Raw genomic sequence first — 14,593 nt, 5'->3', positions numbered from 1 at the left:
GCGACAGAATAATATGATGAAATTAAATTGTACTAAGAAGGACTGTTCGTACAGATGAGGTAGACAATCTAAATAGTATGGTTAATAAGATCACAAAAAATAAAAAAACAAAGTAGGAAAAGAAAAATGATATTTGAAAAACAAAAAGGTATTCCTAAATTTGAGTGTATGGAATATCAAAAAAAAACAAAAGATTATGTTGTCCTAATTCCGATTATCAATGAAGGAGAGCGGATTTCCAAAGAATTAAAGAGAGCGAAAAAATATCAAGTGTCAGAGTATGCAGATATTGTAATTTGTGATGGTGGTTCAACTGATGGTTGTACGGAAGAAAAGAATCTGAGAAGCCTGGATGTTAATACTCTTCTTGTGAAAATGGATGTAGGAAAACAGGGAGCTCAGCTCAGAATGGGATTTTGGTGGGCGCTAAAGCGGGGATACAAAGGGATTATTACAATTGATGGAAATAATAAAGATAGCATAGAAGATGTTCCTCGTTTTATAGAGAAATTAAAGGAAGGCTATGATCTTATTCAAGGCTCAAGATTTGTAAAAGGCGGCAAAGCGATTAACACGCCTTTTATTCGGACAGTATCTGTAAAATTAATCCATGCCCCAATTATTTCGCTCACAGCGCATCAGAAGTTTACAGATACTACGAATGCCTATAGAGCGTATTCTGCAAGGTATCTTACGGACAAGCGGGTGCAGCCGTTAAGAGACATTTTTATGACCTACGAACTTTTGGCATATCTTTCAGTACGTGCTACACAGATAGGAATGAAAGCTTGTGAGATACCGGTGACCAGAGCATATCCTAAGACAGGAAAAACTCCTACGAAGATTAGTTTCTTTAAGGGCAATAGTGAATTAATAAAAATTTTGATTGCAAATGCTAGAGGAGTATATAAACCAAAGTACAAGAAGATTAATAATTAAAAAAATATTGTGTTCCATTTTCGCTTGTGTCACATGTACATTATGATATTTCTTAAAAAAGATGCGAAAAGTGAGTAAGGAATAGCTTGAGGAGAGATATGAATACAGTGCTCATAATCATGGCTGCTGGCATCGGTTCCCGCTTCGGAACCGGCATCAAGCAGCTTGCAAAGATGGCTCCCAATGGGGGGATTATTATGGATTTTTCGATTTACGATGCGAAAGCGGCTGGATTTACTAAAGTTGTTTTTGTGATTCGAAAAGCAATCGAAGCGGAATTTAAAGAAGTGATTGGAAATCGCTTATCGAAAGTTATGCCAGTAGAGTATGTCTATCAGGAATTAGAAGATTTGCCGGATGGATATAAGGTTCCTGCAGGACGCGTGAAACCGTGGGGGACTGGACAGGCAATTTTAGCTTGCAAGAATGTAGTAAAAGAGCCATTTGTGATTATTAATGCAGATGATTATTATGGAAAAGAAGCATTTATAAAGCTTCATGATTTCTTGATTTCCGAGAATGAGAATAAAGAGAAGATGAACCTTGCCATGGCTGGATTTTCTTTGAAGAACACGCTGAGTGAGAACGGAGCTGTAACTAGAGGTGTCTGTGTGGCAGATGCAAATGGATATCTGGAGAAAGTGATTGAGACAACGGGAATTCAGATAGTGGATGGAAAAATACAGTGCGATAATGCGGAAGTCAGCAAATGGATTACATCAGATGCAATGGTATCTATGAATATGTGGGCGGGATATCCGGATTTTTTGCGGTATATAGATGAAGGATTTGCCAGATTCCTTGATACATTAGGGGAAAATTCAGAGAAGAAAGAATATCTTCTCCCGAATATTGTGGCGGAATTGCTGGAAAAGAATTTGGCGGCTGTAAAAGTCCTGAATACATCGGATAGATGGATTGGTATTACATATAAGGAAGATATAGAACCGGCACAGGAGAAGTTTCGATTTATGATGAAATCTGGCATATATCCGATGCAGTTATGGGAGTAGTAATGTATAAAAAATTAAGAAGGTTTAGATTATGAATTTTTTTGAGAAGTTGAAATTATTAAAAAAGAATAATGCTACTGAAATGAATTACAAGATGTTATTTCAAAACATTATAAAGGGTATATATCTGTCCGTATTTTTGATAATAATTTTAATTTGTGTTTTTTTCCCTAAGATTGAATATGCAAATAAATCTCTTTGTGCGAATTTTTTGTCGCCATGGGTGCTAATGTTTTTGGGAACGATTTTTTTTGCTGTAGTATATACTGTGGCAAATTGTTTTAACTTTAAAAACAGTAAAAAAACTATGATAGTCGTTTCGATACTGTTTTTCTTTTTGAACCTTTTTTGTGTGTATAATTATTATTTTTATACAGGGTGGGATTCTTCCGAATTAATAAATTTTTCTAATTCATATATACACCATCAAAATGCAAATGATTATCAATGGTATTTTTCAAGATACCCTAATAACCTGTTTTTGGCAGAAATTTTCTCTATAATCCGATTTGTGGCACATAATATAGGATTCCATGATTATGAATATTTTGCTATTTTGACAGTTCAATGTTTTTTAAATGCCGTAACAGGCTATTTATTATTTCATATAATTAAGTATTTATTTGATGATACAAAAATTTCGCTGTTTGGGTATGTTGTTTATGTTCTTTTGGCTGGAATATCTCCATGGATTTCTATACCGTATTCGGATTCTATGGCATTGATATTTCCTACGTTGATTTTATATCTTTATATTCATAATAAAAAGAAGAATTCTATGTTAGTGTGGTTCTTCATAGGTCTTTGTTCAACGGTGGGATATAAAATAAAACCTCAAACATTTATCGTTTTTATTGCAGTTATTTTAGTTGAAACATTTTGCGTTGCAGGAAAGAGAGAATTGAAAAAAAGTTTCTTGAATGATTTGATTGCTATTTTTGGCGCTTTCATGGGGCTGTGTATAATTAAAGTTGGAATTTCGGCGATGAATTTTCCGGTTGATAAAAACATGTCTTTTGGAATTGCACATTATTTTATGATGGGTATGAATCCTGCTGATATGGGAAATTTTTCTGATAAGGATGTTGAATTTTCTGCATCATTTTCAACTTGTGCAGAAAGAAACGCAGCAGATTTGTATGTGGCAATTAATCGTATTAAAAATATGCATGTACTAGGCTTGGTGCAGCAATTTGCGCGAAAAATATTATCCAATTATTATAATGGTACATTTAGCTGGGCTGCAGAAGGTGGATTCTTTTTGGAAGTATTTCCTCCGAAAGCGACACCAATATGTGAGTTTTTGCGTGGTTTGTATTATACGGGACAATATGGAGACATCGGAAAATACTATATTTTATGGTCAAATTTTGAACAGATGATATGGTTGACAATTATATTTTTAAATGTGTTTGCATGGCATGCAACTAAAAACAATCGTGTATGTGTGATTATGTTAAGCATCTTAGGGCTGACACTGTTTGAATTAATTTTCGAAGCACGTGCAAGATATTTATTCACATATATTCCACTATATATTATATTGTCTCTCTATGGATTCCAATATATAAGATCAAGATTAAATACTTTTAGAGAACGATATAAAAGATCGGAAAGGTAAAATTTAAAATGAATACCATATTATACATTATTATTCCTTGTTACAATGAGGAAACAGTTCTTCCAATTACATCAAAGATGTTTTTGGATAAGCTGACTTCTTTGATTCAGTCTAATACGATTTCTAACAGCAGCCGTATCCTTTTTGTGAATGATGGAAGTAAGGATAAGACATGGGAAATCATTTGCAATCTGGCAAAACAAGATGAACATTTTATAGGAATCTCTCAGAGCCGTAACCGAGGCCATCAAAATGCGGTTCTTGCGGGTTTGATGGAAGCGAAAGATAAATGTGATATTACAATTTCCATTGATTGTGATGGTCAGGATGATATTAATGCTATGGACGAGATGGTGGAGCAGTATAAGCAGGGATGTGAAATTGTCTATGGCGTCAGAAGTAAACGTGATACAGATACATTTTTTAAACGTTTTACAGCAGAAGGATTTTATAAACTTTTAAACTGGATGGGTGCGGAGGTTGTCTATAATCATGCGGATTATCGCCTTGTCTCAAGTCGGGTGTTAAAGGAGTTTGCTAATTTCAAGGAGGTAAATCTTTTTTTGCGTGGGATGTTTCCGCTGGTTGGCTTTAAGAGCACAAGTGTTTATTATGAGCGTCATGAAAGAATTGCAGGAGAAAGCCATTATCCATTGACGAAAATGTTGAGCCTTGCGTTTGATGGTATTACGAGCTTGAGCATAAAACCTATTCGAATTATTACAGCGCTTGGTACGGTGATTGCAGGACTCAGTTTTCTTGGAGTTATTTGGTCGATCGTGATGCGTTTCATGGGAAATGTAGTTGCCGGATGGTCGAGCATGACATGTATTATTTGCTTGATTGGCGGAGTGCAGCTGGTTTGTCTAGGGATTTTAGGTGAATATATCGGAAAGATTTATATGGAAGTCAAGCATCGGCCGAGATATATTATTAGTGAACGGACAGAAGTAAAAGATACTTCTAATTCACATAAGAAGGTTCACTATTAAGTCTGGGGGGTGCCTGAATGGAGAGACAGGAAATGGAAGGAAAGCAGCGCAGGAAGGCTCTTCTGGTTACCCATGTCAGCGGCTTTGTCCCGCAGTTTGAGATGAACAATGTCCATATTTTACAGAAAATGGGATACGAGGTTCATTATGCCTCAAATTTTCATACGCCGTCCTATGGAACGGATAATCACCGTCTGGATGGAACCGGGATTATCTGTCACCAGATTGATTTTGTACGGAGTCCGTTTGATAAGCGGAATTTTCAGGTGTACCGTCAGATGGTTGAGCTGATGCGCCGGGAAAATTTTTCGCTGGTGCACTGCCACACACCGATGGGAGGTGTGATGGCGCGCCTGGCGGCCCATGCGACGGGGACTGGCCCGGTGATTTATACGGCGCATGGATTCCATTTTTTTAAAGGGGCGTCGTGGAAGAACTGGCTGTTTTATTATCCGATGGAAAAGTTTTTATCGAGGTATACGGATCAGCAGATCTGTATTAACCGAGAGGATTATGAACTTGCGAAACGGAAATTCCATGCGAGGTATGTGGATTATGTGCCGGGTGTGGGGATAGAGGAAGATAATTTTTTTAAAATGGGGGAAAAGGAACGTCAAAAGAAGAGAGAGAGTCTGGGCGTGCCGCCGGGACGGGTAGTGCTTTTGACGTCCGGGGAGATGATTCCGAGGAAAAATCAGGAAGTGCTGTTTCGGATGCTGGCGAAGCTGAAGGATTCGGAAAAGGAGTCAGTTTTATCGTTGGAACGAAATGAAACGGCAGATGAGCAGGAGGATGCTGGAACAGGCAGGCGAGTTGAGAGATGCAGCTATGAACGGCTGCATCTTTTATTATGCGGACATGGCGAATTGAAGGAGTATTTGCAGGATCTGGCAGCGCAGCTTGGGATAGCGGATCATATATCATTTTTGGGTTATAGGGAAGATATGGCGGAGATTTTTGGTGCTTCGGATATCTTCCTTTTTCCGTCTTTCCAGGAAGGACTGCCGCGTGCGATGCTGGAGGCGATGGCGAGCGGACTGCCGGTGGTTTGTTCGGAGATCCGGGGCAATACGGACCTGATGGGAGAGGAGTGGACTTTATCTGAGGATGGAAGCCAGAAAATCTGTCCGGGCGGAATGATGATTGAGAAGATGCAGGATGAAGAAGTCTGGGCGCGGGCACTTTTGTATATGCTGGAACATATGGATGAATGGGACCGGATGGGCGAGGTGTGCAGAAAGCGAAGCCGTCTGTTTGGCCTGGATGCAGTGGGGGAAAAGATGGAGAAGATTTACAAGAGACTGCTGGGAAGAGAGTCGGAGAGAGGATAAAGGAGTCATGAAGGAGAAGATGGTATTTGCGCCAGCCAGCGTATTGTTTTTATTGTTTGTTTTTTTGAAACAGTTTTATCTATTTCCTTCGGGAGGAATGGGAGCGGCGGATGTTTGTCTGCTGCTCTCTTTTTTTATTTTACTGGCTGGATGCTTGAAAAAGAAGGAACGAATCGGACGGGTTCGGGAAGATGGTTTTTTCTATGTGTTTTTGCTGTTTGTGATAGGGATTAATGCATATTATGGTATACGGCTGGGGCGGAATGAGTTTTTCCGGTATACGTTTTTCTGGATTTATAATGCCTGTGCGATATGGACGTTTCGGAAGCTGGTGGATCAGGAGAATGAAACGTTTTTATTGTGGATGAACCGGGTGGTGAAGGTAAATATCGTTTTGCAGCTTCTGGTATATGCATCGGGCCATGGACGGATTTTTCATGAATACTGGGGCGCGGTGCGGTACCAGGGAACGTTTAATGATCCGAATCAGCTGGCGTTTTTCTTATTTATGATGGTGCTGCTTTTGTACCTGTACCGGTGTCGGTTCGGCGATCGGAGCTTTCTTATTTTTTACTTGCTGGCTTTACCGGTGCTGGCGGCATCGAAATCGACGGGAATTCTGCTGGGCTTTCTGGTTTTTACCTTGCTGGCAGGAGCGCATGCACTCTATCTGGAGGGATGCAGGAGAAAGGTTCCGTCGAAGGTGTGGATCGTGGGAATCTGTGGTGGATTTCTTTTGTTGGGCGTGTTTTTGTGGTGGATATGGCCAGCGGCGGATTTCGATGTGAAGACCGTGGATTACAATATGCTGACCCGGATTCAGGAGAAGATCTGGAAAGTTGCACATGGCGGACTTTTGGGACTGTTTCTGGATCGCGGCATGGAGAAGCTGGTGCTTTACCCACAATACCTGTTATACGGCGCAGGCGAGGGCGGATTTGACCGTTTCACGCTGACCAGCCAGATCAATGAGATTCATTGCTGCCTGTTCAGTGTATTATTCTGCTATGGAATAATCCCGACGGTTTTCCTACTTATCTGGCTGGTCCGGAATCTGCGGTATATGAATGCGGCGATGATGTGTGCGGTGGCAGGGATTTTGGCGGAGAGTTTCTTTTTGGTGAATTACCGGCAGCCGATGTTTTGGATGATTTTGGTGTATGGGAGTGTGATAAGGGAGAAGGAGAGTGAAGGTAGGCTTTTTTCTTAACAAATGTGGTTAGGAAAAAAATTTACATTTGGAAATATTTAAAATTTGCTGCTCCTAGTTGATTTTTTTTGAGGATTGAAATTAGCAATAAACTTAAAACAACTCAAAAACTTGATTTTTAACATTGACTAAGTTAAAATGAAAGAAATTGAGTTAAAAGGGGAATGGGAAATATGCTTACAAGCGTATTCGGGATTTCTATAAAATATGAAGCATGGAATCATCAGGATTCTTTGCCTGTTTATATTGCGGGAAGTTATAATTTTCACACAGCATATATTGGAAACAGACGCTGTATAATGCTTACTCCGACAGAAGAACTTGCCACACTTCCGGCATTGAAAAAACAGATTACAAAAATACAGCAGATTGATAATGTACCAGTCGTATTTGAACTTGCGTCGGTATCTAATTATCGAAGAAAAAGCCTTATAGAAAATAATATACCGTTTATTACTGATAAGCAGGTCTTTCTTCCTTTCATCGGGACAATGCTTTCTGATGAGAAAGAACCCCAAAAGCTGACAGGTAAGTTTGTTTGCTCAACACAGCAGTTGTTTTTGTTTTATCTGTATAGTAAGAAAAAACGATTGTATATTTCAGAAGCCGGAAAAGTGCTTCCATTTACAGCAATGACCTTGACCAGAGCAGTAAAGCAGTTGGAAGCGACGGATTTGTTTCTTGTAGCAAAAGACGGTGTCAACAAGTTTATTGAGTCAAAATATAACAGAGATGAATTATTTGAAAAAGCAAAAGTATATTTGACAACACCTGTCCGCAAAGCAGGATATATAGATAAGACGCAAGTTACAGAAAATATGGTCTTTGCAGGGGGGACGGCACTTTCTGAAAAAACAATGCTAAATCCAAGCCGAGTTGCTACCTATGCAATCAGTGAGAGGGATTATGATAAAACTTTGCTGACCGATGAATTGATAGACCCGGATAAGCAGGTAAGACTTGAATTATGGGCATACAACCCGAAACAATTTTCAGAGGATAACAGTGCTGACGATATTTCCATTGTTTTATCTTTTGGAGATACAAACGATGAGAGAATTGAAGAAGCAGTAGATGAATTGCAGGAAAGAAGGTTGAAGGAGTAATGGTCAGCGGATTTACAAAATTTAAGGAAAGATTTCAGGGTTTTGAAAATCAATATGTTATCATCGGCGGGACAGCTTGTGATTTGATTATGGAAAATGAAGAATTACCGTTTCGTGCTACAAAAGATGTAGATATTGTATTGATTGTCGAATCCATAACAGCGGAGTTCGGCAGGCAGTTCTGGGAGTATGTCAAGGAAGCAGGATATGAGCATTTGAATAAAAGTACCGGAAATACACAGTTTTATCGTTTCACATCTCCGAAAAGCAAAGAATATCCATATATGATAGAAATATTTTCCAGAAATCCGGATTTTGTTATATTGGAAGATGATGCAGTTCTCACACCGCTTCCGATAGACGATGAAATCTCCAGCTTGTCGGCAATCCTTTTAAATGAAGCGTATTATGAATTGCTAAAAACCGGACAATTGATGGTTGATGGCATTCCGGTATTAAGTCCGACTTGTCTGATACCATTTAAGGCGAAAGCGTGGCTGGATTTAAAGGAACGCAAGCTGAATGGAGAGCAGGTTGACAGCAAAAATATAAAGAAACATAAAAATGATGTGTTCCGATTAGCACAGTTAATCACAGCCAATACAAGGCAAGTTCTCAGTCCGGAAATAGCAGAGGATATGAAAAAGTTCTTATCTGAAATAGCTGATGAAACAGTGGATTTAAAGTCCTTGGGTATAAGAGGAACAGATAAGAAGAAAATGACAGATATGTTGTACCAGTGTTATGGGTTGAAGGATAATACATAGTAAAAGTGTTCTTGAAGATTTTGGACTCGCCCTGAGAGGGGAGGGTGCGGACATTTTCTTGGACAGGTTAAACAGCCAATCCAAGTCTACGTCTGTACTCCATAGGACTCATGTATCCTAATGGAGTATTAATAAGGTATTGTGTCCAAATTGAGAGTTTGTTTTGGGGAATGCTTGAAGCTGACGGGATATTCTTGTTTAAATTGTCGTTGTATGTTATAAATAAATCACAAGTATAACAACACGTAACAAGGAGAAAACCAACATGTACGATTATTTAATAGTAGGCGCCGGTCTCTACGGTGCCGTATTCGCCCATGAGGCGAAGAAAGCGGGCAAGAAGGTTCTGGTGATTGACCGCCGCCCGAATATTGCAGGAAATGTGTATACAGAGCCGATGGAGGGCATCCAGGTTCACAAGTATGGCGCGCATATTTTCCACACGAATAATAAGGAAGTCTGGAATTATGTAAATCAGTTCGCGGAGTTTAACCGTTTTACGAACTCTCCGGTGGCGAATTACCACGGCGAGCTGTATTCCCTGCCGTTTAATATGTACACCTTCAACAAGATGTGGGGTGTCGTGACTCCGCAGGAGGCAGCGGCGAAGATCGAGGAACAGCGCAAGGCAGCAGGCATCACCGAGCCGAAGAACCTGGAAGAGCAGGCGATCAGCCTGGTTGGTACGGATATTTATGAGAAGCTGATCAAGGGATATACACAGAAGCAGTGGGGAAGAGAGTGCAAGGATCTTCCGTCCTTTATCATCAAGCGTCTTCCGGTTCGTCTGACCTTTGACAACAACTATTTTAACGCCCTGTATCAGGGAATCCCGGTTGGCGGCTATACGAAGATGGTTGCCAATATGCTGGACGGCATCGAGGTTCGCCTGGAAGAGGATTATTTTGAGAATAAGGCTGATTGGGATGCGATGGCAAAGAAAGTAGTTTACACCGGCGCGATCGATGCGTATTTTGAGTATTCGCTGGGCGTTCTGGAGTATCGTTCTGTGCGCTTTGATACCGAAGTGCTGGATATCCCGAATTTCCAGGGCAATGCGGCAGTGAACTATACAGATGCGGAGACTCCGTGGACGCGTATTATCGAGCATAAATGGTTTGAGTTTGGCAAGGATGCGGATGGCAATGATCTGCCAAAGACGGTTATCAGCCGTGAGTACAGTTCTGAGTGGAAGTTAGGCGATGAGCCGTATTATCCGGTCAATGATGCGAAGAATGGTGCGCTGTATGAGAAGTACAAAGAGCTGGCCAAGAAGGAAGAGAAGGTAATCTTTGGCGGACGTCTGGGCGAGTATAAGTATTATGATATGGATGCGGTGATTGCTTCGGCGTTGGAGCTGGTGAAGAAAGAGCTGTAGGAGAATTTTTGATTTTTATTCGGATCGGCGGATGGTTTCGGAATCATGGATTAGATGGGAAGCTACCTGCTGATTCAGATAAAATGGTGAAATGAAAATTGCAAAATTTAGTATTTCAAAAATAAGGCATAATAAAACATCTTGAATACAGAAAAAAGATATGCTATAGTAAAAATAGGAAAGCCAGAGACATACGGCCTGCCGAAATGAAACAGTTAATCTCTTATGAGACCAGCCGCCCCTATTGCAGTAGTGGCGGCTATTTTCTTCTCGTGAAGATTGTATAACACAATCCTACGAGAGCGACAATGAATATTCCAGACTGAATTAAATCCGAATATGTAATATACATTGTTATCGCCCTCCTTTCTGTCATTGGTATGACGAGATGCTGGAGGGGAAGCCCTCCAAAAGTAGGGGCAGGCCGCCTTTCATATGCTCTGACTTTCCATAATTTTAATTTATCATAATTATAATGTGAGATCAATAAAAAAACACATCTAAACTGTGCAAATGATACTTTTGAAAATGCACAAACTATGCACGTCATTGATTCGGCATCAATTTCTCCAAATCCTCCATCATTCTCCCCAAATCCCGTTCCACCACCTCATACACCAGCACATCCGGCTTATTTTCGTTCAAAAATTCCGGCTCGAATGCCTGCCAGTGGTAAAAATCGGTATACGCAAAGTATTTTGGCAGTCCGACCAGCAGGGCGGTGCCGAAGGAGTCGCGGTAGATCGTGATGCGTCGCGGGTCGGGCGCCTGGTCTGCTGAGATGTGGGCGATGTTGCCATCGTCGGAGGCACTGTCGTAGTGGATGGTTACATTGTTTCGGTAACCGGATACATCTGCTTTGGTATCGTCGCACATGGATTCTGGCATGTGGAACAGGTTTGCCAGATCGCCCGGATCGCGTGGCTCATAGGTGACAGTGACGTCCTCGATCGGCGTGGAGGTGCCGCCAGCGGCATCGATGATCTGCCCGGAGACGAGAAATCCGGCAGCATCGTTCCAGTGGGTGTCGGTTTTGAAATACCACTGATAGTCCCGGCGGTTTTTGAGCTCCGGGTATGGATTGACAACTGGGACATTTGTGTGTATTTCCAGATAATCGAGCAGTTCACTGCGGCGGGTAGGTCCGTCCGGTGCGGTGAAGCCATCCGGGAGGAATTCGCTGCATACGCCTTCTTTATTGGGAGCACACAGGAAGATAAATTCGGTGCCTTTTTCTTTCCAGGCGTCGTGGACGGTCTGGAGTTTGTGTGCCAGCATCTGGAGTTCCCCGGCGGAAAAACGGTTGGTGCCGAGGAAGTCCTCGACAGAGCTTCCGAGCGTGTAAAAGTACCAGCCATCTTTTCCGGTGATGACGTCCTGCGAGTCTCCGAACTGGAATAAGGAGAGGTTTAAGCGGGCGTTCAGGCTTAAGAAGCGGTTGCGGAACGCCGCGTGGTCGTTGATCCAGTCCTCAACACCGGATGGAAAGGTATCGATGGTTTCCAGCGACAGAGTTGGAAATGCCGCCAGACTGCGGTTTTCGCCGGTGCCCTCATCGGCTGTGGTTTTCAGGATAGGAAACAGCAGGTTGGGGGAGAGGATGCAGGCGAAGAAGACTGCGATCATGATATGAGTGCGTTTCATAGGATAAAGTCCTCAATTCATAAATTTTTATTCATTTCTTGAATTTTCCGTAGTGTTTATGGTTTCATTGATAGCATTTTCGGAAGATTCGCCGTTTACCTCTTTTTGAATAGTAGCTTCTTCCGGTATATTTGTTTTTTTCAGTTCATCGTCCTTTTTCGGCTTTTCAGCCGCTTCGGAAGCATCGGTTTCTTCTATTATTTCTGCGTCCTCCACCGCCTTCTCCGTCGTTTTCTCCACCAAATCAAACGTTACCTGCGCCTTAAACAGATCCCCATCGATATACAAACTAAACTGCCCGTTCTGCAATTCCGTCAGATCTTTGGCGATCGATAGTCCCAGCCCGCTTCCCTCGGTGGTGCGGGCGACGTCGCCGCGCACGAAACGTTCGGTCAGCTCGTCGGCACGGATGTTGAGCGGATTGGCAGATATATTTTTGATGGTGAAGACTGCCTGGCCAGCAGTACCGGTTTCTGGATTTCCGGGAACGCGGGCGAGGTCTACGTAGACGCGGCTGCCCTCCATCGCATATTTGCAGACATTGTTGTACAGGTTTTCAAGTACGCGCCACAGGCGGCGTCCATCGGCGCGGATCATCAGCGGTTCCCGCGGGGCATTGATGATGAGCTGCAGATGTCTGGCATCCAGTTTTTCTTCAAATTCGCCGTTGGTCTGAAATGCCATCTGGACGAGGTCAATGTCGGTAAATTCAAGCTTCACATTGCCGGAGCTTGCCTTGGATGCCTCGACGAGGTCTTCAATCAGTGTTTTGAGACGCTGTGATTTCTGGTCGAGCACATCAAGATAGGCGTTGATCCGCGCATCTTCAATATGTTCCCGTTTCATTAGGTTTACATAATTTATAATCGAGGTCAGCGGCGTTTTGATGTCGTGCGAAACGTTGGTAATCAGGTTGGTTTTGAGGCGTTCGCTCTTCATTTTCTCCTGAAGGGCGGTTTCAAGACCGGAACTGATGTTGTTGAGTCCCTCTGCCAGCGTGAGCTCCGGACCGTCAAATTCATCGAGATCAAGCTGATAGCTGGTCTCCCCGGCGGAGAGCTGGCGGACGGCATCGCGGATGGATTCCTGTTCGCTTGCCTGCCGGAACAGTATGTAAAAGATCCACAGGTTAAACAGCAGAAATACCAGCACAGTCAGACCTGTCAGCAGGTAAACAACGTATAAATTTGCATACACGCGGTCCCAGAAATACCAGGCAAGGCTGATAAGCGCTGTGTTGATTGCAAGATAGAGAACAAATCCGATGCCTAGGCGGCTGCGGAAGTTCTGCCGTGTTTTGAGGATCAACATTTTCTTCTGAATCCGGCAGATCAGGCTGGAGGTCCACAGGGTACCGGCGCGGTAGCGGCGCAGGAGGCTGAAAAAGAGCAGCAGTCCGCCCAGATACAGGACCAGCGCCTGCAGGCTGTGATCGGAGAAGTACCAATACTGCGATGGAATGACCAGATGCAGGATGCGGATGAGAATCAGGTCGCTTACAACCAGGGCGATCGCGGTCATGGCGGCAAAAAAGACGATGCCGGTTTCAGTGCCGCTCTTGTCGAAGCCGTGCAGCGTCACGTCGAAGCTGCGGTAACTCTGGTAGCCGGACACCCGGAACAGAAACAGGAAGCTTAAAAGCAGTCCGATCGTTGCAAAGATTGTCAGTGCAAATCCGGTCAGATACAGGTGCTGCCGGTGCAGGTATGCGGTATGCGTGCGCGCGTAAAGGTCAGTGACTGGATAATTTGTATCGATTCCGATCAGCAGATAATAGTCGCTGCCGGTGTACGGGTTATTGGATGCCAGTGCGGAAATGCTGCTGAGCGGGATCGCTTTCATGTTGGTGTCGTAGAAAACGGAATTGCCCGGCAGGTACGCGTAGCGCCCGTATTCCTTGACATTTTCCGGTGTCAGGGAATCGGTGTTTGTAAACTGGGTTGTTTCGCTCTGATCCGAATCTGGCTCCGTGTACTGGATTTTAAAATGCAGGTTGGATGGATTGGCGACGAAACGGTTATACACTGTGTAATAACGATGCAGTGTGTCCATGATCTCGACCGCTGCATCCTCCAATGTGCTGCGCTTCCGGCTGGCAGAACGGTAGCTGTAGATCCGCTGCGGCTCTTGAACCGACCATTCGACGTAGCCTTCGCGGCTCTTGACGCCGTCTGCCGGTTCAGAAACCTTCTGGCAGTTAAAGTCGTCGTCGAGCTGGTACCCCATGGATTCCAGATAGGAAATCAGGGAGGACAGGGAGAAATTTTCGGTCTCGCTTGGTCCAAAGGTCATTTTGAGCATCCGGCGCGAGAGGTCGATCGAGCTGTCGGCACCGAAGACGTCCTGATATTCCATATATAGGAAGATATCGTTCAGATCGTTATTAAATTGTGTGTTAAATTCCGCGGTGTCCTCATAAGGAACCGAGCCAATGCCGGTCAGCCCCAGCCCGAAATTTCCATTGATATACATGAGGCTGATACCGATGAGTCCCAGAATCAGGAAAAACAGATGCGCGAGGCTGGCGATCCATTTCTGGATCTGCATCGGAATATGTGAGAGTTTTGTCATAAATTTTGCAACTCCTAACTT

At 43.1% G+C, this 14,593-nt stretch carries 11 protein-coding genes; 9 read left to right on the top strand and 2 right to left on the bottom strand.

The annotated features are described in order from the left end of the window. Positions 1-126: 126 nt before the first annotated feature. The 9 genes from DWZ76_RS01875 (at position 127) to glf (ending at position 10,357) form a co-directional block, all read left to right on the top strand. Positions 127-939 (top strand): glycosyltransferase family 2 protein, encoded by an 813-nt coding sequence (locus DWZ76_RS01875; RefSeq protein WP_118471604.1) that lies wholly within the window; start codon positions 127-129, stop codon positions 937-939. A 98-nt stretch (positions 940-1,037) separates the two neighbouring features. Further along, a complete protein-coding gene (locus DWZ76_RS01870) occupies positions 1,038-1,952 on the top strand; it encodes a sugar phosphate nucleotidyltransferase (protein WP_118471602.1) in 915 nt (304 codons plus the stop codon). Between the two features lie 31 nt (positions 1,953-1,983). Continuing rightward, on the top strand, positions 1,984-3,573 hold the full coding sequence (locus DWZ76_RS01865; protein WP_107000863.1) for a hypothetical protein: 1,590 nt from the start codon (positions 1,984-1,986) through the stop codon (positions 3,571-3,573). Positions 3,574-3,581: 8 nt separating this feature from the next. Beyond that, entirely contained in the window at positions 3,582-4,565 is a 984-nt protein-coding gene (locus tag DWZ76_RS01860) for a glycosyltransferase family 2 protein (RefSeq protein WP_107000862.1), read from the top strand. Positions 4,566-4,582: 17 nt separating this feature from the next. Then, positions 4,583-5,896 carry a glycosyltransferase family 4 protein gene (locus tag DWZ76_RS01855; protein ID WP_118293319.1) on the top strand — a complete coding sequence of 438 codons (1,314 nt, stop codon included), beginning with the start codon at positions 4,583-4,585 and terminating at the stop codon, positions 5,894-5,896. A gap of 7 nt (positions 5,897-5,903) precedes the next feature. Then, entirely contained in the window at positions 5,904-7,106 is a 1,203-nt protein-coding gene (locus DWZ76_RS01850; RefSeq protein ID WP_107000860.1) for a hypothetical protein, read from the top strand. A gap of 173 nt (positions 7,107-7,279) precedes the next feature. After that, positions 7,280-8,212, top strand: a complete 933-nt coding sequence (locus DWZ76_RS01845) for a MarR family transcriptional regulator (protein WP_118468890.1) — start codon at positions 7,280-7,282, stop codon at positions 8,210-8,212. Further along, positions 8,212-8,979: a hypothetical protein gene (locus DWZ76_RS01840; RefSeq protein ID WP_118468888.1), complete on the top strand. Its 768-nt coding sequence runs from the start codon at positions 8,212-8,214 to the stop codon at positions 8,977-8,979. Before DWZ76_RS01845 ends, DWZ76_RS01840 begins: the two co-directional genes overlap by 1 nt. Before the next feature lie 265 nt (positions 8,980-9,244). Further along, entirely contained in the window at positions 9,245-10,357 is a 1,113-nt protein-coding gene (gene glf / locus DWZ76_RS01835; protein WP_107000857.1) for a UDP-galactopyranose mutase, read from the top strand. 546 nt (positions 10,358-10,903) lie between these two features. On the opposite strand, the gene DWZ76_RS01830 is transcribed toward glf, so the two are convergent. Together DWZ76_RS01830 and DWZ76_RS01825 are read right to left on the bottom strand one after the other, a co-directional pair. After that, entirely contained in the window at positions 10,904-12,001 is a 1,098-nt protein-coding gene (locus DWZ76_RS01830; protein WP_107000856.1) for an alginate O-acetyltransferase, read from the bottom strand. Between the two features lie 27 nt (positions 12,002-12,028). After that, positions 12,029-14,572 carry a HAMP domain-containing sensor histidine kinase gene (locus tag DWZ76_RS01825; protein ID WP_118471600.1) on the bottom strand — a complete coding sequence of 848 codons (2,544 nt, stop codon included), beginning with the start codon at positions 14,570-14,572 and terminating at the stop codon, positions 12,029-12,031. Positions 14,573-14,593: the final 21 nt, after the last annotated feature.

The organism is Clostridium sp. AF35-15, from assembly GCF_003477745.1.
In the GTDB taxonomy this organism is placed as follows: Bacteria; Bacillota; Clostridia; order Lachnospirales; family Lachnospiraceae; genus Otoolea; species Otoolea fessa.
The sequence above is the reverse complement of the archived record's forward strand: the minus strand, read 5'-3'. Positions and strand labels throughout refer to the sequence as shown.

What these genes read in the sequence shown, in the direction of transcription:
- DWZ76_RS01865 (WP_107000863.1), top strand. Translation starts at nt 1,984, where the DNA reads ATGAATTTTTTTGAGAAGTTGAAATTATTAAAAAAGAATAATGCTACT.
- DWZ76_RS01850 (WP_107000860.1), top strand. Translation starts at nt 5,904, where the DNA reads ATGAAGGAGAAGATGGTATTTGCGCCAGCCAGCGTATTGTTTTTATTG.
- DWZ76_RS01855 (WP_118293319.1), top strand. Translation starts at nt 4,583, where the DNA reads ATGGAGAGACAGGAAATGGAAGGAAAGCAGCGCAGGAAGGCTCTTCTG.
- DWZ76_RS01875 (WP_118471604.1), top strand. Translation starts at nt 127, where the DNA reads ATGATATTTGAAAAACAAAAAGGTATTCCTAAATTTGAGTGTATGGAA.
- DWZ76_RS01840 (WP_118468888.1), top strand. Translation starts at nt 8,212, where the DNA reads ATGGTCAGCGGATTTACAAAATTTAAGGAAAGATTTCAGGGTTTTGAA.
- DWZ76_RS01825 (WP_118471600.1), bottom strand. Translation starts at nt 14,572, where the DNA reads ATGACAAAACTCTCACATATTCCGATGCAGATCCAGAAATGGATCGCC.
- DWZ76_RS01860 (WP_107000862.1), top strand. Translation starts at nt 3,582, where the DNA reads ATGAATACCATATTATACATTATTATTCCTTGTTACAATGAGGAAACA.
- DWZ76_RS01870 (WP_118471602.1), top strand. Translation starts at nt 1,038, where the DNA reads ATGAATACAGTGCTCATAATCATGGCTGCTGGCATCGGTTCCCGCTTC.
- DWZ76_RS01845 (WP_118468890.1), top strand. Translation starts at nt 7,280, where the DNA reads ATGCTTACAAGCGTATTCGGGATTTCTATAAAATATGAAGCATGGAAT.
- glf (WP_107000857.1), top strand. Translation starts at nt 9,245, where the DNA reads ATGTACGATTATTTAATAGTAGGCGCCGGTCTCTACGGTGCCGTATTC.
- DWZ76_RS01830 (WP_107000856.1), bottom strand. Translation starts at nt 12,001, where the DNA reads ATGAAACGCACTCATATCATGATCGCAGTCTTCTTCGCCTGCATCCTC.